General features: G+C 52.1%; 22 protein-coding genes and 1 tRNA gene. 13 read left to right on the forward strand and 10 right to left on the reverse strand.

What is annotated here, in order from left to right; genetic code table 11:
- The 3 genes from ABGT74_RS06015 to ABGT74_RS06025 form a co-directional block, all read left to right on the forward strand.
- The coding region (locus ABGT74_RS06015) for a hypothetical protein (protein ID WP_346704859.1) at positions 1-221 on the forward strand (221 nt) is incomplete at its 5' end.
- Positions 222-332: 111 nt separating this feature from the next.
- The gene (locus tag ABGT74_RS06020; protein ID WP_346704860.1) at positions 333-1,214 is read left to right on the forward strand and encodes a LysR family transcriptional regulator; all 882 of its coding nucleotides are present in this window, start codon (positions 333-335) and stop codon (positions 1,212-1,214) included.
- Between the two features lie 146 nt (positions 1,215-1,360).
- Entirely contained in the window at positions 1,361-2,185 is an 825-nt protein-coding gene (locus ABGT74_RS06025; RefSeq protein ID WP_346704861.1) for an SDR family oxidoreductase, read from the forward strand.
- 164 nt (positions 2,186-2,349) lie between these two features.
- Here ABGT74_RS06025 and ABGT74_RS06030 read toward each other — a convergent pair whose 3' ends face one another.
- Positions 2,350-2,748, reverse strand: a complete 399-nt coding sequence (locus tag ABGT74_RS06030; RefSeq protein ID WP_346704862.1) for an HAD hydrolase family protein — start codon at positions 2,746-2,748, stop codon at positions 2,350-2,352.
- A gap of 242 nt (positions 2,749-2,990) precedes the next feature.
- On the opposite strand from ABGT74_RS06030, the gene ABGT74_RS06035 reads away from it, so the two are divergent.
- Genes ABGT74_RS06035 through ABGT74_RS06050 form a run of 4 tightly spaced genes read left to right on the forward strand, consistent with a single transcriptional unit; the run spans position 2,991 to position 4,945 of the window.
- On the forward strand, positions 2,991-3,311 hold the full coding sequence (locus ABGT74_RS06035) for an alcohol dehydrogenase catalytic domain-containing protein (protein WP_346704863.1): 321 nt from the start codon (positions 2,991-2,993) through the stop codon (positions 3,309-3,311).
- Between the two features lie 14 nt (positions 3,312-3,325).
- The gene (locus ABGT74_RS06040; protein ID WP_346704864.1) at positions 3,326-4,162 is read left to right on the forward strand and encodes a nitroreductase family protein; all 837 of its coding nucleotides are present in this window, start codon (positions 3,326-3,328) and stop codon (positions 4,160-4,162) included.
- Between the two features lie 21 nt (positions 4,163-4,183).
- On the forward strand, positions 4,184-4,684 hold the full coding sequence (locus tag ABGT74_RS06045; RefSeq protein ID WP_346704865.1) for a hypothetical protein: 501 nt from the start codon (positions 4,184-4,186) through the stop codon (positions 4,682-4,684).
- A gap of 18 nt (positions 4,685-4,702) precedes the next feature.
- Complete coding sequence (locus ABGT74_RS06050) at positions 4,703-4,945, forward strand: 4Fe-4S dicluster domain-containing protein (protein ID WP_346704866.1); 243 nt, start codon at positions 4,703-4,705, stop codon at positions 4,943-4,945.
- Between the two features lie 330 nt (positions 4,946-5,275).
- On the opposite strand, the gene ABGT74_RS06055 is transcribed toward ABGT74_RS06050, so the two are convergent.
- Complete coding sequence (locus ABGT74_RS06055) at positions 5,276-5,566, reverse strand: type II toxin-antitoxin system RelB/DinJ family antitoxin (RefSeq protein ID WP_297284240.1); 291 nt, start codon at positions 5,564-5,566, stop codon at positions 5,276-5,278.
- Positions 5,567-5,691: 125 nt separating this feature from the next.
- Between ABGT74_RS06055 and ABGT74_RS06060 the strand changes: the two genes are divergently transcribed.
- Positions 5,692-6,435, forward strand: coding sequence for a site-specific integrase (locus tag ABGT74_RS06060; RefSeq protein WP_346704867.1), 744 nt, complete (start codon positions 5,692-5,694; stop codon positions 6,433-6,435).
- Between the two features lie 292 nt (positions 6,436-6,727).
- On the opposite strand, the gene ABGT74_RS06065 is transcribed toward ABGT74_RS06060, so the two are convergent.
- The 4 genes from ABGT74_RS06065 to mtaB all read right to left on the reverse strand — a co-directional run bounded on the left by ABGT74_RS06065 (position 6,728) and on the right by mtaB (position 9,107).
- Positions 6,728-6,803 (reverse strand) — tRNA-Val (locus ABGT74_RS06065).
- 40 nt (positions 6,804-6,843) lie between these two features.
- Positions 6,844-7,404: an elongation factor P gene (gene efp, locus ABGT74_RS06070; RefSeq protein WP_297284238.1), complete on the reverse strand. Its 561-nt coding sequence runs from the start codon at positions 7,402-7,404 to the stop codon at positions 6,844-6,846.
- Positions 7,405-7,598: 194 nt separating this feature from the next.
- Positions 7,599-7,757, reverse strand: coding sequence for a hypothetical protein (locus ABGT74_RS06075; protein WP_346704868.1), 159 nt, complete (start codon positions 7,755-7,757; stop codon positions 7,599-7,601).
- Positions 7,758-7,826: 69 nt separating this feature from the next.
- On the reverse strand, positions 7,827-9,107 hold the full coding sequence (gene mtaB, locus ABGT74_RS06080) for a tRNA (N(6)-L-threonylcarbamoyladenosine(37)-C(2))-methylthiotransferase MtaB (protein ID WP_346704869.1): 1,281 nt from the start codon (positions 9,105-9,107) through the stop codon (positions 7,827-7,829).
- A gap of 167 nt (positions 9,108-9,274) precedes the next feature.
- Between mtaB and ABGT74_RS06085 the strand changes: the two genes are divergently transcribed.
- A complete protein-coding gene (locus ABGT74_RS06085) occupies positions 9,275-9,574 on the forward strand; it encodes a hypothetical protein (RefSeq protein ID WP_297284235.1) in 300 nt (99 codons plus the stop codon).
- 34 nt (positions 9,575-9,608) lie between these two features.
- On the forward strand, positions 9,609-10,553 hold the full coding sequence (locus ABGT74_RS06090) for a C40 family peptidase (RefSeq protein WP_297284234.1): 945 nt from the start codon (positions 9,609-9,611) through the stop codon (positions 10,551-10,553).
- Positions 10,554-10,619: 66 nt separating this feature from the next.
- Here ABGT74_RS06090 and ABGT74_RS06095 read toward each other — a convergent pair whose 3' ends face one another.
- The 4 genes from ABGT74_RS06095 to ABGT74_RS06110 form a co-directional block, all read right to left on the reverse strand.
- On the reverse strand, positions 10,620-11,186 hold the full coding sequence (locus ABGT74_RS06095) for a hypothetical protein (RefSeq protein ID WP_346704870.1): 567 nt from the start codon (positions 11,184-11,186) through the stop codon (positions 10,620-10,622).
- A gap of 186 nt (positions 11,187-11,372) precedes the next feature.
- The gene (locus ABGT74_RS06100) at positions 11,373-11,987 is read right to left on the reverse strand and encodes a hypothetical protein (RefSeq protein ID WP_346704871.1); all 615 of its coding nucleotides are present in this window, start codon (positions 11,985-11,987) and stop codon (positions 11,373-11,375) included.
- A gap of 204 nt (positions 11,988-12,191) precedes the next feature.
- Positions 12,192-13,922, reverse strand: coding sequence for an ammonium transporter (locus ABGT74_RS06105; RefSeq protein WP_346704872.1), 1,731 nt, complete (start codon positions 13,920-13,922; stop codon positions 12,192-12,194).
- Positions 13,923-14,027: 105 nt separating this feature from the next.
- The gene (locus ABGT74_RS06110; protein ID WP_346704873.1) at positions 14,028-16,115 is read right to left on the reverse strand and encodes a glutamine synthetase III; all 2,088 of its coding nucleotides are present in this window, start codon (positions 16,113-16,115) and stop codon (positions 14,028-14,030) included.
- Positions 16,116-16,587: 472 nt separating this feature from the next.
- Here ABGT74_RS06110 and ABGT74_RS06115 point away from each other — a divergent pair, with 472 nt between their 5' ends.
- From ABGT74_RS06115 to ABGT74_RS06125, 3 genes are read left to right on the forward strand one after another with little or no spacing between them, the layout of a single operon-like run.
- The gene (locus tag ABGT74_RS06115) at positions 16,588-17,685 is read left to right on the forward strand and encodes a glutamine amidotransferase family protein (RefSeq protein ID WP_346704874.1); all 1,098 of its coding nucleotides are present in this window, start codon (positions 16,588-16,590) and stop codon (positions 17,683-17,685) included.
- On the forward strand, positions 17,685-19,190 hold the full coding sequence (locus tag ABGT74_RS06120; RefSeq protein WP_346704875.1) for a glutamate synthase-related protein: 1,506 nt from the start codon (positions 17,685-17,687) through the stop codon (positions 19,188-19,190). Before ABGT74_RS06115 ends, ABGT74_RS06120 begins: the two co-directional genes overlap by 1 nt.
- 14 nt (positions 19,191-19,204) lie before the next feature.
- Positions 19,205-19,633 (forward strand): 4Fe-4S dicluster domain-containing protein, encoded by a 429-nt coding sequence (locus tag ABGT74_RS06125; RefSeq protein WP_346704876.1) that lies wholly within the window; start codon positions 19,205-19,207, stop codon positions 19,631-19,633.
- The last annotated feature ends 2 nt before the right edge of the window (positions 19,634-19,635 follow it).

Genomic DNA, 19,635 nt, shown 5'->3' on the forward strand with positions numbered 1-19,635 from the left:
GGACAACGACCATCACTTTTGATGACCTCAAAACCGCATTGGCCGATCAGAAAACAGGTTCGGATTTGGATTGCTCAACTGCACCAAGACGAGTGTTCTTATGGCATTTGAAACGCTGTAAGAGCACTTTTCTTTTTTGCTTTCATCCGGCAATTTCTGCTGTGGCGTATTTACGAATACACTTAAAAAAATCCATGGTCAGTCTGCCAACCTCAATATAGCCCATAATTTGATACTAAAAAACGCAAAATATGATAATCCATCTTCATTTTGAAACAGTGCAAATTTATATGATATAATTATCATATATTTTGAAGAATGGAGGTGTTTCCTTGCTCCGCCAAATCCGATATTTTCAATCTGTTGTACGAAACAACAGTTTTTCAGAAGCTGCGGAAGAATGCCACATTTCCCAGTCTGCCATCTCCCAGCAAATCAAGGCATTGGAGCAGGAACTGGGCTTTTCTTTGCTGGAACGACATAATCGAAAATTTGTGTTGACTCCTGCGGGAGAACACTTTTATAAAAAGAGCCTAATATTGATTGCGGACTATGAGCAGATGTGCAGCGAAGCCGCTAAGATCGCCCGTAGAGATGATGCGATTCTAAAAATCGGATACCTGCGCAGCCATAACAGCCCAGAGGTCCATCAGGCACTGGAGGAATTTTCCGAAAAATATCCTCGTGTTGATCTTCAACTGTTGTATGGAAACCACGAAGAATTGTTTAACTTGCTGCGCACCGGCGGTGCAGATTTGGTACTCAACGATCAGCGCCGCGCTTTTTCTGATGAATATGTCAATTTGATTTTAGCCACCAACAAAATGTATATTGAATTGGCAACCCGAAACCCTGTGGCAGAACTTTCTTCTGTTACAGTACAGAAACTCAAAAACATTCCCTGTATCTTGGTGGCGTCCAAAGAACAGCAAACTACTGAAAAAGAGTTCTACCAAACTATTATTGGAATTCAGAGTGAAATCCTCTATGCAGAAAATCTGGAGGAGGCGCGCATGAAAGTCATCAGCGGACAGGGCTTTTTGCCTGTGGAAGGCAGCGGTCCGGCTACGACCTTTGGCGCTTCTATCCGCCGCGTTCCCCTTTATCGCGGAGAGGAACAGATTACCCGCAACTACTGCCTGTTCTGGAAAAAGGACAACTCTGGTTATTATGTAGAGGAGTTTGCGGATATTTTGAAAAGAAAGTTTGAATAGATACTTGTTTGCTTTATGGCTGCTCTCGTTCTGCGAGGGCAGCTTTTTTCATATAAGTTAAACTTATCAAATGCAGCGGAAACTCAAATTGATGGAACCCATGGGGATTTTTATAATAAAACCAGACCAATTCAAAGGAGACTACTATGAAAAATGTAATGATATTGACCGGCGCAGGCCAGATTGGCATGGCTATTGCCCGCCGAATAGGATACGAAATGAAAATCGTGATTGGGGACAAAAAGCCAGAGAACGCTCAGGCCATTGCCAAGACCATGAACGATGCTGGATTTTATGTGGTGCCAGTGGCAATGGATCTCTCCAACCGGGCATCTATTCAAAACATTATCTCCGAGGCGCAGAAGTACGGTGACATCACTATGCTGGTGAATGCCGCCGGTGTCTCTCCCAGCCAGGCCCCTATCGAAGCGATTTTGAAGGTGGATCTGTACGGGACTGCTGTTCTGCTGGAGGAGGTAGGTAAAGTGATCGCCCCCGGCGGCGTGGGTGTAACCATTTCCAGTCAGTCCGGTCATCGGATGAAGCAGCTTACCCCGGAGGAAGATGAGCAGCTGGCTTGCACGCCCACCGAGAAACTCCTAAAATTGCCGCTGCTTCAGCTGGAACATATCCGGGACACCCTGCACGCCTACCAGCTCGCCAAGCGCGGCAATGAAAAACGTGTCATGGCGGAGTCCGTCAAATGGGGTAGAAAAGGTGCCCGGATCAACTCCATCTCCCCTGGTATCATTGTCACGCCTCTTGCCATCGACGAATTTAATGGTCCTCGTGGAGACTTTTACAAGAATATGTTTGCCAAATGCCCTGCCGGACGCCCTGGTACGGCGGATGAGGTGGCCAATGTGGCGGAACTACTGATGAGCAATCAAGGTGCCTTTATTACTGGTGCGGACTTCCTCATTGATGGTGGGGCAACTGCCTCTTATTTCTATGGGCCGCTGAAGCCTTAAAAGGAAAAGAGTTAAAATGCAAATTTATTTGCTGGATAATTCATACACGTACAGGTGTTTTCCTATCCATACCTGACAGCCGACCGCATAATAAGAACCGGCTCTCCAAATCGGAGAGCCGGTTCTTATTTTTACTGATCTGCCGTTTTTTCATAAGACAACGCTCAATCACTGAGTAATCGTTCAATTTCCCGTGCAACACCATTCTGAGTATTGGGTTCGATGATCTTTTCAGCTATCTCCTTTAGAAAAGTCACCGCATTCCCCATTGCACGCGTGTGTGTAAAGGATTGGAATAAATTCTCATCGTTATAGCCATGTCCAAACACCAATGCTTCATCAGGTTCCAAGCCATACTGCTCCACAGCCCACAAGGCCATATTCCCCTTCTTCGCTTCGCATGCTGTGATTTCCAGATTCCATGGAGCAGAGGCTGTCACAGTGACATTGGACAAGCAGGACAGGTCCTTTCTGGCCTGCTCCAACGTCACAGTATCTTGAGAAAATGCAAAGATTTTTCGTACCTGAGGAGCATCACTCCAAAAGGTCGACAACTGTGGCATGGAGGCTGCTGTATCGCACAATACATGGAGCATTTCATACTAATTTGCATAGATCTTCTATATCCTTTCGAGCAGCAAGGTTTTCTCTTTTTGTATTTGATGTAACTCTTGATATTACACTAAAGAGGGGCTACACTGCACATGATGTAATATTATTTATTATATCTCTTATGTTATTGGTTTTCTCCGAAAAAGCAAGAGAAATCCAATGAAAATAAATTTCTTGCAGAAAGAGGTCCTGTATGAAAGCAGTTCAAACCAAAAACTATTCCAAAAACATAGATACTGTTTTGTGTGAGATCGCACAACCTGAACCCTCCGATTCTGAGGTACTTATCCGGGCAAAAGCAGCTGCGGTCAATCCTGTAGAGCTTCTGATCCTAACAGGAAGCATTAATTTGATTCAGGACTACGCCATGCCTCTTACATTAGGCAACGAATGCTCTGGAGTGATCGAAAAAGTCGGCAAAAAGGTGCCGGACTTCCTGCCGGAAGATTCTGTCTATACTCGTCTGCTGGTGGCAAAGAGCCCTCTTAACAGTAAAGTAATCATCCAGCTATAATGAAGGATCAGAATATGAAACTATCGATTCCTATTGTAGAAACGATTCAAAAACGGCATAGTGTACGCACTTACCAGGAGCGGATGCTTTCGACTCAGGATCGAGAAGCACTGCTGGATTGCATATCGCGGCTGGATAATCCGTTTGGTATTCCTGTACATAAGTACATCATTGAGAAGAAGCTGCGTGGGGACTGTAAAAAGCTGGGGACTTATGGTGTGATTAAAGGGGCAAGCACATTTCTGGGTGTTTCTATCCCAAATGTGAAATTGGCTCCAGTGGCTGCCGGGTATGAATTTGAAAACCGGATTTTGTATGCCACCCATATAGGGCTTGGGACTGTGTGGCTGGCAGCAACCTTTAACCGAGACAGCTTTTCCCATGCCATGAACATCCCCCAAGAAGAGTTATTTCTGGCTATCTCTCCAGTGGGATATCCGGCAGCCAGACGCAGTTTGACGGAAACACTCATGCGCTCCACCACGAAATCATCCTCACGAAAGGCGTGGGAGAGCCTGTTCTATCAGCAGGATTTTATCACACCGCTTACCGAAAACATGGCCGGTGACTACGCCATCCCGCCGGAAATGGTGCGACTGGCCCCCTCTGCAAAGAATGCACAGCCTTGGCGTGTTCGCAAGGATGAGAACAGCTACCATTTCTATGTAACCTATAAGTCGGGACTGTCTGAAGGCGAAGAATTGATCAAGCGTGTGGATCTTGGCATTGCCCTGTCCCACTTCCACCAAACAGTTATGGAACATAGGCTCACCGGAAACTTTGAATTCATGTCACAGGAGGATGTAAAACTTCCTGAAAACGTACACTACATCATTTTCTTGCGCGCTTAAGAAATAAAAAGGAGATTTTTTATGCAACTCTATGACATCGTGTTCAGCCCCACCGATGGAACACAAAAGGTATCCGCACTTTTGACAAATACGCTGAAAGGCGAAGTGACTCCCATTGATCTCACCGACAGCAAACAGGATTTTCGAGCTGTCCAACTGACATCGGACGATGTTGCAGTGATTGCCGTCCCCTCTTGCGGTGGCCGTGTGCCTGCTGTTGCAATTGACCGCTTGGGCAGCATAACCGGTCATGGTGCCCGGGCCATCTTGGTTTGTGTCTATGGAAATCGGGCCTACGAAGATACGTTGATCGAACTAGAAGATGCTGCTAAACAGGCTGGATTCCAGATAATTGCAGCTGTTGCCGCCATTGCGGAACACTCTATCGCTCGTCAGTTTGCCGCCAACAGACCTGATACACAAGATGCACAGCAGCTTTCCGCGTTCGCCAAGCAGATTCAGGATAAGCTATCTTTGGGCAATACAGCAGAGCCGTCCATCCCTGGAAATCGACCTTATTAAAAATCTGGTGGAGCTGGTATGGTCCCAAAGCCGACAAAGGAATGTACAAAATGCGGTGTACGCGTCCATGAATGCCCTGTTCAGGCAATTAACCCAGAAAACCCGAAAAAGGTGGATGAAAAGGTATGTATCTCTTGTATGCGATGCATCAGTGTATGCCCGCATGCCAACCGTAGGGTAAATCCTGTCATGCTATCTGCCGTTGGTTTGGCACTGAAAAAGGTTTGCTCAGAGCGGAAACAGAATGAGCTGTTCATCTGATGTCATACATTCATCATCATTCTCACTCTTTCTAACACCCTCCAATGCACAGTACATAGCTATCACTCTTCTATCCGAATGAGAAACATTATAGGGTTTGAATTTTTCAAGAAAAGTACTGATTTCAAAGGAAATTCAGTACTTTTCTTTTTGCAAAACCGATAGGTTTAAATTCGGTATCAAGAGCACTACCCTTTCATTTCTATATTCAAAGATAAAAGCAGCGACCGCCTCTCAATTTCAGAAGCAGCCGCTGCCATGTTATCTGTTTTGTTGTCCGCATATTGTCCAAGTGTTTCTTCGATTTAAGGGAGAAAACCGAGAAGATGCTTAACCACCGGATTCCACCCTATCAATCACGCGATCCATCTTAGTCAAAACTTCTGTGGCTGATATTCCTTGCACACCCTGTTCCCTATTGACCTTGGCATTCAGCAGATCCGCATATAAAGATTGTTCGGAACCGATAGGCGATGATAACGGAATCGCTTTGTCTCGCACAATTTGGCGCAAAAACATATTTATGGAACCAGTCAGCGTCAATCCAAGTTGATTGAGTATGGCTTCTGCCTGCTCTTTCAATTCAGAATCAACTCGAATGCTCATGTTGGTACTTGCCATGTAGCCGCGCCCCTTTCTCATTTATAAAATATTGCATTGCCTATGCAATATCCATATAACCGCATCTTTCTTGCCTATCCCCATTCAATAGCATTCTTCATCGCTGCGAGAACCTCTTCGGAGGAATGACGCCGACCGTTAAACATCGCTTCTTGCTCTGCCTGTTGGAGATTACAGTATACTTCGCTGTCAAATTGCAGATTTTCATAGGCTCCCATTCTGCGTTTCATATTCTTCCTGCGATTGGTTGTATGAAGATTGATAGTGTGAAAAGCTATCATCTTCAGCAATTTCTTAATACGCAAGCTGGCAAATCCAATTCTCAACTCCAGAAAATCAGAGGCGTTATTAACCAAATGTTCCTACGCGCTGAATTAGATCGCGTCATTAACCACACACCAGCCAGAAAACTTTTCCTGCCAAAAGGGACGGAAAAACCGCGCAGATCCATTACAGAGGCAGAACGTGCGGCTTTGTACAAAGCGATTGAATTTCACAAAGGAAAGGTATGGATTCTTTTCATGCTGCGATGTGGTCTAAGACGAGGAGAAACCATTCCCCTTAGATGGAAGGACATAGATTTTGAGACTGGAATTTTAACTATCAACAAGGCCATTGAGTATGATGGGGACACTCCTAAGGTTAAATCAACAAAAGCCGAGAGCGGTATTAGATATGTACCCATCCCGCCAGATTTTTTGCAGCTATTAAAAGAGCGTAAGAAAATTCGTCGTGAAGATGATAACCATTTGATCATCTATAACAGAAACGGAAGAATGTTCAGTCAGACACAGGTACGTAGGATGTGGATAAGCGTTCAACGCCGATGGGACATTGCACTGAGAGCCGAAACCTCCCCCACATGGTAAGGTGCTTACACATGTTCTTGACCAGGACATAACGCCCCATTATCTCCGGCACACCTATTGTACGGATTTACGACGGCAAGGGATTTCGTTAATTATGCCATCTGTTTTTGAGCTATTTTCGAGGCATTTCCATCGATTGTTTCCACATCGTTTCCACATTTATTCCGCACAATACGATAGAATACAATAACATCGCCAACTATTTTCAGCTTAAGATTTGAACATTACTGTCGATAATAGCAACAAAATTAATCAAAAACAGCAAAACCGTCCCTTATGGGACGGTTTCGGATGGTGGACATTGACGGGTTCGAACCGCCGACCTTCCGCACGTCAAGCGGATGCTCTTCCAGCTGAGCTAAATGTCCGTAACTCGGGCAATGAAAACCATCGCCCGGATCAATTGTCTTACTTTTTGCAGCGCTCCAGATACTCGCCCGTACGGGTGTCAATCTTGATGCGCTCGCCCTGCTCGATGAACAGCGGAACCTGAACGGTTGCACCAGTTTCAACGGTCGCGGGCTTCAGCGTATTGGTTGCAGTGTTGCCCTTGAAGCCAGGATCAGTCTCAGTGATCTCCAACTCAACAAAGAGCGGCGCCTCAACTGCATAAACATTGCCCTTGTAAGAGCAAACCTTGCAGTTCTCGTTTTCCTTCACGAAACGGAAATCGTCGCCGAGCGTATCCTTGCTGATCGGGATCTGCTCATAGGTTTCGTTATCCATGAAGTAATACAGGTCACCTTCGTTGTAAAGGTACTGCATGTCGCGGCGTTCTACATAAGCCGCTTCATATTTATCAGTCGGGTTGAAGGAACGCTCGGTTACTGCACCAGTAATGACATTCTTCATCTTTACGCGAACGAACGCCGCACCCTTGCCCGGCTTTACGTGCTGAAACTCAATGACCTGCAGCACCTGACCGTCCATTTCAAAAGTTGTGCCGTTACGAAATTCGCCTGCCAGCATATCGGTATTCCTCCATAGTGATTTATCCTCGTTTGAACTGTCTCTCGAACAGTGCTCGTTTATTCTACCGCAAATTTCTTCTTTTTGCAAGAGGTAATTATAATTTTCTTGAAATTTTTTTGTGGAACGGAAAAAGGGCGGCTCAGCCGCAGGCCGCGCCGCCCTTTTCTCTGCTTTGGGAATATGTGGCTTAATCAGCAGCAGCAGTTGTTGCCGCACGTGCAGCAGCCGTTATCCGAACCACAGCCACAGCTGTTGCCATTGCCCTGCTCGCAGCAGATCCAGATCAGGATGATGACAACAATGATCCACCACCAGTTATTCTCGCCAAAAATAGAGCTAGAAGAGCACATAAGGAATTTCCTCCTATCAAAGATTTCACTTCATACTATGGAGCAAACCCTCAGGTGGTGACAGATATATTAAAGTATTTTTCCGCAAAGGCCGTCCCGGTGCAAATCTTCCAGACGCACGGTAACCGGACTGTTTTTCCACACCCGCTCGTCTTCTTCTATATATATGGGAAAGCCGTATGTGCCATGCGCTGCCCAGAAGCCTGCTGTGCGGTGTTCCGGCAGCACAGTCAGTTTGCTGCCCATAAACCCCTTGCGGTATGCTTCGCTCAGCTGCTGCGCCACCGCCTTGGCCCGTTCTGCGCGCGCCGCCTTCGTCTGCTGGGCAAGCTGCCCCGGCAACTTCGCCGCACGCGTGCCTTCCCGCACAGAAAACGGAAACACATGCACCGCCGCAAATTTGCAGCGCTCGAGAAACGCAAGCGTTGTCTCGAATTCTTCCTCCGTTTCCCCCGGAAAGCCCACAATCAGATCGGTCGTGATCGAGGCATCCGGAAATACCTCCCGAATCCGCTCCACTGCCTGATAATATTCCTCTGCCGTGTATTTGCGTCCCATCCGCTCAAGTACGCTGTCGCAGCCACTCTGCAAGGAAAGGTGAAAATGACGCGCCAGATTGGAAAAGTCCGCCAACCGACTGCAAAATTCTGCATCCACCACGCGCGGGTCGAGCGATCCGAGCCGGAACCGCATCTTGGGATGCGCTGGAAGCAAATTGCACAGCAAATCCGTAAGCGAAACAGCGGGCTTCAAGTCGCGCCCATACGACGCAATCTCAATGCCGGTCAGCACAATTTCATGCACACCCTGCCGTTCCAGACGCGCCGTTTCTTGCTTCGCCTGCGCGGGCGTCAGCGAACGCACCCGTCCGCGTGCATATGGGATGATGCAATAGGTACAAAAGTTGTTGCACCCATCCTCTATTTTCAGCAGCGCTCGCGTACGGCCTCTGGGAACCCCGGCTGGAAGCACCTCATACCGCTCTTCCTCCGCGACAGCATACGATACAGCCTTTCCCTGTACCGCAGCTTCGCACAGTGCAATCACCTCCGCACGGTTGCCCGTTCCGCAGACGAGATCGACCTCCCCTGTCGCACGCACACGCTCCGGGTCGGTTTGCGCAAAGCAGCCGCAAGCCGCGATCACCGCCCGCGGATTATCCTTGCGCAGCCGGTGGAACGCGCGGATGTTCTTATGGTCGGACACAGATGTGACCGTGCAGGTATTGATGATAACCGCATCCGCGTCCTTATCCACAATCTCATGTCCGCGTGCCTGTGCCAGCTGCTCGAGCGCCTGCGTTTCAAATAAATTGACCTTACACCCCAGAGTGAAAAAAGAAACCTTCATGAAAGCCCCTACCAAATTGTTGTATTTGCCGCCTTATTGTATCACAAAATAGCGGTTTTTCCAACCAATTTTAATTCCCATTTGACAAATGACGGCAACCATGCTATACTGTTTCCATAATGTAACTTTGTAATGTAACCGTTTTGTAACTATAAGGAGTGCACAAAATGCCTACCACCGCCAAGAAGAAAGAGCTTCTGGAATATAAAGGTCACCCGCTGATGCGCAAGGAAAACATCATTTATTATGGTTCGATGAGCGATTCCCACATTATTATGATGCAGATTCTGGACGCTGGCGAGGTCAAGGGCCTGCCGGTCGCCAAGCGCGTTTCCGTTCAATTGCAGCAAACCAATCCCAACGTGCGAATCAAAGAGCGCATCGTAAAAAAGACTGAGAAAAACAGTCTGTGGGCCGCCATGGACATTGCCTCCATCTGGCTCGGCCGCGCACTGAACAACAAGTAATCCACAGTTGGCTAAGACAAACGGAGGCTTATCCATGAAATCAACAAAGAAATTATTCCGCATCGCCGTCACCGGCATGCTTGCTGTATCCATGCTTCTCCCCAATTCGCTGGCTATGTACCAGGCAAAGGTGAAAGCGGATGCACTGTATCTGCGCGAATCTCCCGGCGGCGACGTCATCGCCACCCTGTCGCAGGACACCGTTGTTGCCGTTCTGAATAACAGCAGCAGCTGGTATAAGGTTGTTGCCAACGGCAAGGAGGGCTACGTCAGCGGCGAGTATCTGACCGGTACGACCACTACTGATTTTTCGCTCGGCAAAGCAAAAATCGTTTGCGATACCACGGTCAATTTCCGTTCGCAGCCGAACACCTCTTCCAGCGTGCTCGCTTCTTTGAAAAACGGCACAGTCGTCGATGTGACTGGTGTACAGAGCAACTGGTTTAAGGTTACATATAACGGCAAGACCGGTTATGTGCATCCGGATTATATCAGCTTCTCCGTCACAGAGGGGACAAGCTCTAATTCCGGCAGCTCTTCTGCCAACAATTCCAGCTCTGAAACCATCGTACCTTCTGCTAACGCAGTCGCCTATACCGGTACCAGCGAAAAGCGTGCAGAGGTTCTGGAATATGCAGCGCAGTTCCTTGGAACCCCGTATGTATACGGCGGCAGCACGCCGAGCGGCTTTGACTGCTCCGGCTTTACCTCTTATGTATTTGCCAACACGGTCGGTACCATTCCGCGTGTTGCCCAGTCCCAGTTTGACGCCACCACGCGCGTATCGCTGGAGGATCTTGAGCCGGGCGATCTCGTATTCTTCGGCAGCAGCCCCTCCTCTATCAGCCACGTGGGCATCTATGTAGGTGACGATACGTTCATCCATTCCCCGCATACCGGTGAAGTGGTCAAGTATGAATCGCTGTCCGGCACCTATCTGACCCGCTTCCAGGGCGGCGGCCGCGTGATTTTTGATTAACGGACAAGCTATATTGCTGTGAAACGGCATGACCCATTTGGGTCATGCCGTTTTTCCGTTGCTGTTTTACCCTGCTGTCAACCGCAGGGCGCCATCTGTCCATTCTAACTTTTCCGGTGTCATACCCTCCTGCGTGAAATATGCGTTAATGGAAGCCGCCACCTGATCGGTCAACGATGAAACCAGCTCCGCCGGTATCGCGATCTCACCGATTTCCGCTTTTTCGCATTGCAGCGTGATCTTCCCATCTGCTACGGAAGCCGTCCATGCGCCGTACATGCGGCACTCATCCGGCAGAAACATCAGAGCAGTGCGCAGTCCACCCGGCACCAGCCCGCTTTCCTGCAAATCCTGCTTGCTCACTAAAACGACAACAGAAATCGTTTCATCCGCGCCAATCTTTGTTGTAATTTCGTGCGCCGGTATGGGCAGTGCCTCACCAATCAATTCACACAACTCTGCTTCCCGCAATTCCATTCCCGTTTCCTCCTGCTCCGGTAAAGTCGGACTGCCCGTCTCCGGCGGAACCGTCTGCTCCGGATGGCCGAGCAGCATCCTGCCGATCATTGCGAGACACAGCAGCATGCACACACCCAGAATAATGGTGTAGACATGGCTTTTTTCTTCCTGCATCCAGCGCCGCCCCCTTCCTACACCCTATCCTATGCGGTCAGAGCTGCACTTATGTCCAGCATTGCCGCTTCTCTGACAGGCGCAAAAGCACCGTTCATCCCCCGCCCTTCAAGACCAATGCCAAGAAAAAAAAAGGGGCGCTCCTTTCGGAGCGTCCCTTTTCCGCTTTGTGAAGTCGTATCCGGCTCAGCAGCCGCACTTGCTGCCGCATCCGCAGCCGCCCGAATTGCTGTTGCCGTTGCCGCAGCCACAGCCGTTCGAGTTGCCGCCCAACGTGCCGCACAGATTCTCTCCGCACTCCTGCTTGGGCGGGAAGAATTCATCGATCGGGAATTCAAAGTTTGCGAAGATCTCGCAGGGATCCTGCTCGCCGCCTACGCCGCTGTTCGAGCAGTCGCGGCGCGGCAGACAGATATCATACGCCGGCATGAGCAGCTGGATATCTCGCTCCAGACGAATGATAGAGAACTGTCCGAGCGTAACGAACAGCTGATAGCCGTCGTTGTCCAGCACCAGATTGTCGCCGCCGAAGCAAGAGCAGATCGAGCGCGGTACTTCGTGCAGTGCGCAGCAGCAGCAGTTGCACGAAGTCTCCGGTGCAACCACGCGCGCGTCCAACACGATCGGATCAACCACCTCGACCACGGCGGTCGGCTTGTTGCTGTCAGGTGCCAGCTGTACATCCACACCGTCCTCGACATAGCGGGAGGAGAAGATGCGTGCGCCGCCCTCGCCGCCGAACAGCACCACGCGCTTGTCAAACACGGCAAGACCGTCGATGATACGCGGACGGCCGACCACGCAGCTGACCTCGCACTCAATGCGATAGAAGAAGCGGATATCAACCGTATAGCAGCCACGGTTAAACGGCTTCCGAGGTTACCACATCCCTATTCCCTCATTTTGCATCGAAATCCGACCGCATTTTTTGTCGTTTTCCAGAAAAAAGCCGCCCTTCCGGGCGGCTTTTCCTCTATGCTCTCAGCCTGTCAATCGGTGTAACGCTTATTCATCGTCCTGCAAGGCGTCAAAGCCTTCTGCGCCTGTGCGCACCTTGATAACATTCTCCACATCGTAAACAAAGATTTTACCGTCACCGATATGACCAGTATACAGCACCTTCTTGACCGTCTCCACCACGGTTTCCACCGGCACCTTGGATACAACGACTTCCATCTTGATCTTAGGCAACAGCGTCATATCTACCTCTGCGCCGCGGTAATACTCTGCCGCGCCCTTCTGGATACCGCAGCCGATGACGTTGGTCACCGTCATGCCGGATACGCCGATCGCGCCCAGTGCTTCCTTGAGCACTTCAAACTTGGACTGCTTGGTAACGATCACAATCTTGGTCAGCTTGTGCTCGCCACCTTCAGTAGTCACCTTGGTAACCGGCACCGCCTTCTCCACGGCTACCGGAATGGTATCTAACATCGAAGCCGCCTTTTCGGCCGCCTTAGTGCCCAGCACATTCGGCACCACCGGCATAAAGTCCGCATACGCCGAGGACAGACCATGCTCCGGCTTGTCGAGACCCATGATTTCCTCTGCCTCTGTTACACGCAGGCCAATGGTGTGCTTGATGATCTGGAACACAATCGTCATCGTAACGGCAACCCACGCGATAACTGCAACCATACCGAGCGCCTGGATGGCCAGCGCATGCACGCCACCACCATAGAACAGACCGACCGGCGCAATCTCGGTGCTGCCATAAGCATAGTAACCGAACAGACCAACCATCAGCGTGCCGGTTGCGCCGCACAGACCATGCACTCCGACCGCACCCACCGGATCATCTACCTTAAGCTTCTGATCGACAAACTCGATACCGAATACCACGACAAAACCTGCAATGATACCAATGACCGCTGCGCCAAATGGCGTTACCGTGTCACAGCCTGCCGTGATGGCAACCAGACCAGCGAGCGAACCGTTCAGCGTCATGGAAACATCCGGCTTTTTGTAGCGAATCCATGTGATGCACATGACCGTCACGGTCGCAACCGCAGCCGCCATGTTGGTGGTCACAAAGACACGGGCTGCCACTTCTGCGCCCTCACCGGACAGGGCAACGGTCGAGCCGCCGTTAAAGCCAAACCAGCAGAACCAGAGGATAAACACGCCGAGCGCGCCCAGCGTCAGCGAATGGCCGGGAATCGCGCGCGCCTTACCGTCCTTAGTGTACTTGCCGATGCGAGGCCCGAGGATCGCCGCGCCGATGAGCGCCGCAACGCCGCCAACCATATGCACCGCCGTGGAACCGGCAAAATCATGGAAGCCCAGCTCAGCCAGCCAGCCGCCGCCCCAGATCCAGTGACCCGAGATCGGATAAACAATCGCAGAAATGACCATGGAGTAGATGCAGTAGGCCGAGAACTTGGTACGTTCCGCCATCGAACCGGAGACGATCGTCGCCGCCGTTGCGCAGAACACGGTCTGGAAAATGAGTGTCGTCCAGTTGTAGCCTTCGCCAACTACGCCGTCTGCGAAGAAATCAAAGCCGCCGAACAGACCGTTCATCGAACCGAACATAATGCCGAAGCCCACCAGCCAGAAAATCGGTGTGCCAAGGCTGAAATCCATCAGGTTCTTCATGATGATGTTGCCCGCATTTTTCGCACGGGTAAAGCCGGTTTCCACCATTGCAAAGCCCGCCTGCATGAAAAATACGAGCGCTGCGGCGATCAGTGTCCAGCCGACATCCATCGAAGTCGCAAGTGCATTGAACTCCATTGATAAAACCCCCTAAAAAATTAAAATGGCGTGTATCCCCTGCCGCCCTTTCGGGCAAGCAGGAAACACACGCCATTGTGTACAATGATGATGAAAATACGTATTTTATACGTAGAACAAAATGTCGGAATAAGTCGGGAACGGCCAGTACTTCTTGCCCACCAGCATTTCCAGCTGATCGGCCGGTGCACGGACTGCATCCATCGCGGGCAGGATCGTGTCGTGATAGTAATTGGCGACCGTCTCCGCGTCCGCTGCGGGTGCTTTTGCCACCGCCGCATCCAGTGCAAGATTCTTGGTGTACAGTTCTTCTGTCAGCGCAGACACGCGGCCCAGAAGATCGGCTTCCATGCCGCCTGCAACGCCGGCTTCCTTCTTATTCTTGACCGTCTTAGCCAGATCGCTCTGATATGCCACGCAAGCCGGCAGAATCTCCTCGCGCACCATGTCGCTCATGGTCAGCGCTTCGATGTGCAGCGTCTTGTAGTATTCCTCCAGCAGCGCTTCCTCACGGGACTCCATCTCCACGCGGCTGTAAACACCATGACGGGTAAACAGCTCTACATTCGCCTCATCCGTATAGTGCGGCAGTGCATCCGCTGTGGATTTGAGGTTGTGCAGGCCGCGCGCTTCCGCTTCAGCAACCCAAGCATCGTCGTAGCCATTGCCGTTGAAGATGATGCGCTTATGTGCCTTGATCTCGCGCTTGATGAGCGCAATCAGCGCGGTCTTGAAGTCATCCGCCTTCTCCAGTTCGTCCGCGAACAGGCGAAGCTCCTCTGCGACCGCCGTGTTGATCATGATATTGGGGCACGCGATATTGATCGCGGAACCCAGCATACGGAACTCAAACTTGTTGCCGGTGAACGCAAAGGGAGAGGTACGGTTGCGGTCGGTGGTATCCTTCGGGATATCCGGCAGAACGGAAACGCCCAGATCCATCTTGGTCTTGGCAATATCGGTGTAATCCTCGCCGGACTCGATCGCGTCAAGGATCGCCTGCAGCTCGTCGCCGATGAACATGGAAACGATGGCCGGAGGCGCTTCGTTTGCGCCCAGACGATGGTCATTGCCCGCAGAAGCAACCGAAATGCGCAGCAGATCCTGATATTCGTCCACTGCCTTGATGACCGCAGTCAGGAACAGCAGGAACTGTGCATTCTCGCTCGGGGTCTTGCCCGGCTCGAGCAGGTTCTCACCCTCGTCGGTGGAAATCGACCAGTTGTTGTGCTTACCGGAGCCGTTGACGCCGTCGAACGGCTTTTCATGCAGCAGGCAGATAAAGCCATGCTTCTGCGCCACGCGCTTCATGACCTCCATGGTCAGCTGGTTGTGGTCGGTTGCAATATTGGTGGTGGTGAACACCGGCGCCATCTCGTGCTGGGCCGGAGCAACCTCGTTGTGCTTGGTCTTGGCAAAGATGCCGAGCTTCCACAGCTCCTCATCCAGCTCCTGCATGAATGCCGCCACGCGCGGACGGATGGAGCCGAAGTAGTGATCCTCCATCTCCTGTCCCTTGGGGGGCTTGGCGCCGAACAGCGTGCGGCCGGTGAAAATCAGGTCCTTGCGCTGTGCATAGTCCTTCTTGTCGATCAGGAAGTACTCCTGCTCGGGGCCGACCGTCGTAGAAACGCGGCGAACATTCTTGCCGAACAGCTTGAGCACACGGCAAGCCTGCGTGCTGATTGCTTCCATCGAGCGCAGCAGCGGGGTCTTTTTGTCGAGGATCTCGCCGGTATAAGAGCAGAACGCGGTCGGGATATAGAGCGAACCGTCCTTGACGAACGCATAGCTGGTCGGGTCCCATGCGGTATAGCCGCGCGCCTCAAAGGTGGCGCGCAATCCGCCGGACGGGAACGAGGATGCATCCGGTTCACCCTTAATCAGTTCCTTGCCGGAAAACTCCATCATAACGCTGCCGTCATCGGTGGGCGAGATGAAAGAGTCGTGCTTTTCCGCCGTTACGCCGGTCATCGGCTGGAACCAATGGGTGTAATGGGTTGCTCCCTTGGAAACCGCCCAGTCCTTCATAGCAGTCGCTACAACCGCAGCGACGTCCGCGTCGATCGCCGTGCCCTCTCGCATGGTTTTCTTCAGCTTTTTGTAAACGTCCTTGGGCAGACGTTCCTTCATGACGGTCTCGTTAAAGACCATGCTGCCGAACAGCTCGGGGACATTCTTTGCTGTCATCATGAATGTTCGCTCCTTTATATGTAAATTTTGTTACCCAACGAATGGAATATAACAAAACAGGCGCTGCGGGTCGTGTTCCCACAGCGCCTTTGCTGTTAACACTTTGCATTATAGCGGGCTGATCTTTTTTTGTCAAGGTCTCCGGACACTCTTTTTCGCCCAAACGGGCGATTTGATGCAACCTTCTGAAAACCAACCGGGCAGAACGCGACCATTCTATGCAAATTGTAAAAAATTGATTATTTCCACTGTTTTCCCGCTTGACGCTGCCGCCTGTACTGTAATAGAATAGGTACACGGACAAAGGCGTCCGCCAGAGCCGGGGATCATTTTCGATCCTCGGCTCTGGCGGGCGTCTTTTTTATACCTACCCCCCGTCCGGCGGCGTATCCCACTTACTGACGCACGTCCGGCGGTCGGCTTCCCCGCAGGGGGAACGCCCTGCAACGCGCATATAAAAGGAGGAAGCACCATGTTGCAAAAAGAAGGCAAAATCCGTATTCCGGCGGGCTGCGCAATCTCCGGCATCTTCCATAAGGACGGTACGCGCGAAAACGGCACGCGCATCATCGACTCCATCCGCACCATGCATGATCGTTCCAACGGTCTGGGCGGCGGCTTCGCCGGCTACGGTATCTATCCCGAGTACGCCGACTTCTATGCGTTCCATATATTCTATGATACGCAGCACGCAAAGGAGGAATGTGAAAAGGAGCTAGAGCGGCACTTCGATATCGTAAACCTCTCCAAGATTCCAACGCGCCGCCACCCCCGCATCACCGATGAGCCGATGATCTGGCGGTATTTCGTCACCCCGCTGCACACCAAACTGGCCTCCAGCCAGCTGGATGAGCGCGAATTCGTCGCCCGTTTCGTCATCCGCATCAACCATACACTGGATGGCGCGTACATCTTCTCTTCGGGCAAGAATATGGGCGTATTCAAGGCATCCGGTTTTCCGGAGGATGTTGGCGAGTATTATCGTCTGGAGGAATACGAAGCCTACTCCTGGACCTGCCACGGCCGCTATCCGACCAACACCCCCGGCTGGTGGGGCGGTGCGCATCCGTTCGCGCTGCTGGACACCACGGTGGTTCATAACGGCGAGATTTCCTCTTATGACGCAAACCGCCGCTTCATTGAAATGTTCGGCTATTCCTGCGACCTGCTGACCGATACCGAGGTCATCACCTACATCGTTGATTATCTTGGCCGCAAGCTCGGTCTGACCCTGGAAGAGATCAGCCGCGTCATTGCTGCGCCGTTCTGGTCTACCATTGAAAAGCAGGAGCCCGCCGAGCGCGAACGGCTCACTTATCTGCGCAATGCCTTCGCCTCTTTGATGGTCACCGGCCCGTTCTCGATCCTTGTGGGCTTTGAGGGCGGCCTGATGGCACTCAATGACCGCCTCAAGCTGCGCAGTATGGTGGTGGGCGAAAAGGACGAGACGGTTTATATTGCGTCCGAAGAATGTGCGGTGCGTGTGATCGCACCCGAACTGGATCGCATCTGGGCGCCGCGCGGCGGCGAAGCGGTCATCGTCCGATTGAATGAAGGAGGAGAGCAGTAATGGCGATTGATTTTCTGTATCCGCAGTATGAGGTCGTGCGCAATTACGACCGCTGCATCGCCTGCCGCGCCTGTGAGCGGCAGTGTGCCAACGAAGTGCATTTCTATGATCCGGAATTTGAAAAGATGATGGTGGACGAGAGTAAATGTGTCAACTGCCACCGCTGCGTCTCGCTCTGCCCGACGCGCGCACTGAAAATCGTCAAAACCGATCACACCTTCAAGGAAAACGCCAACTGGACAGGCAAGGCCATTTCTGAGGTTTACCGGCAGGCTGGCTCGGGCGGCGTGCTGCTGTCCTCGATGGGCAACCCCGAGCCGTACCCGATTTACTGGGATAAAATCCTCATCAACGCATCGCAGGTCACCAACCCCTCGATTGACCCGCTCCGCGAGCCGATGGAAACCAAAACCTTCCTCGGCAAAAAGCCCGGCAAAATCGAGCGCGACGAAAACGGCCGTCTGGTTCCCAACATGTCCCCGCAGCTCGAACTGAACGTACCGATCATGTTCTCCGCGATGAGCTATGGCTCGATCTCCTATAATGCGCACGAATCGCTCGCCCGCGCTGCCTGCGCGCTGGGCACCTACTACAACACCGGCGAGGGCGGCCTGCATCCGGACTTCTATCAGTATGGCCCGCACACCATTGTGCAGGTCGCGTCCGGCCGCTTCGGCGTACATAAGGACTATCTGGAAGCGGGCGCAGCCATTGAAATCAAGATGGGGCAGGGCGCAAAGCCCGGCATCGGCGGTCACCTGCCCGGCCACAAGGTCGGCCCGGATATCTCCAAGACCCGTATGATCCCGGAGGGCACGGACGCCATCTCCCCCGCTCCGCACCACGATATCTACTCGATTGAGGATCTGCGGCAGCTTGTATTCTCGCTCAAGGAAGCAACCGAGTACAAGAAGCCGGTCATGGTCAAGATTGCCGCAGTACACAATGTCGCCGCCATCGCGTCTGGCGTTGCCCGCTCGGGTGCGGACGTGATCTGCATCGACGGCTACCGCGGCGGCACGGGCGCCGCCCCGACCCGCATCCGCGACAACGTCGGCATCCCGATCGAGCTGGCGCTCGCCGCGGTCGATCAGCGGCTGCGCGACGAAGGCATCCGCGATCAGGTTTCTGTGGTTGTCGGCGGCTCAATCCGCAACTCGGCCGATCTGTTAAAAGCCATCGCGCTCGGCGCAGACGCATGCTACATCGCTACCTCCGCCCTGCTCGCACTGGGCTGCCACTTGTGCCGCTCCTGTCAGACCGGCAAGTGCAACTGGGGCATTGCAACTCAGCGCCCCGAGCTGGTCAAGCGCCTTAATCCAGATATCGGCTCGCAGCGCCTGATCAATCTGGTCACCGCATGGGATCACGAACTGAAAGAAATGATGGGTGGCATGGGCATCAACTCGATCGAAGCGCTGCGCGGCAATCGATTGATGCTGCGCGGACTCGGCCTGACCCAGAAGGAGCTTAATATCCTCGGCATCAAGCATGCGGGCGAATAAGGAGGAAAGCAACGATGAAACGAGTTTATGTCAATGAAAAATGGTGTCTCGGCTGCCATTTATGCGAATATTACTGCGTCTTTGCCAACTCCGGCAAGTCCTCGATGGTCAAGGCGCTCAAGGATCATAAAATCGCGCCGCGCATCCGTATCGAGGAGCGCAATAACATCTCCTTTGCGGTTAACTGCCGCCATTGCACCGACCCGCTGTGCGTCAAGGGCTGCATTTCGGGCGCGCTGACCATCGTAGACGGCGCGGTGCAGATTGACTCGGATAAGTGCGTCGGCTGCTACACCTGCATCCTGTCCTGTCCGTACGGCGCGCTGTCGACCTCCAACGAGGGCGCAATCCAGAAATGCGAGTTGTGCGCCAAGAACGAGTTTGGTCAGCCCATGTGCGTACAGGGCTGCCCGAACAAGGCTATCGTCTATGAAGAGAGGTGAAA

The sequence above is a fragment of the uncultured Agathobaculum sp. genome (genome assembly GCF_963927765.1).
Classification (GTDB): domain Bacteria; phylum Bacillota; class Clostridia; order Oscillospirales; family Butyricicoccaceae; genus Agathobaculum.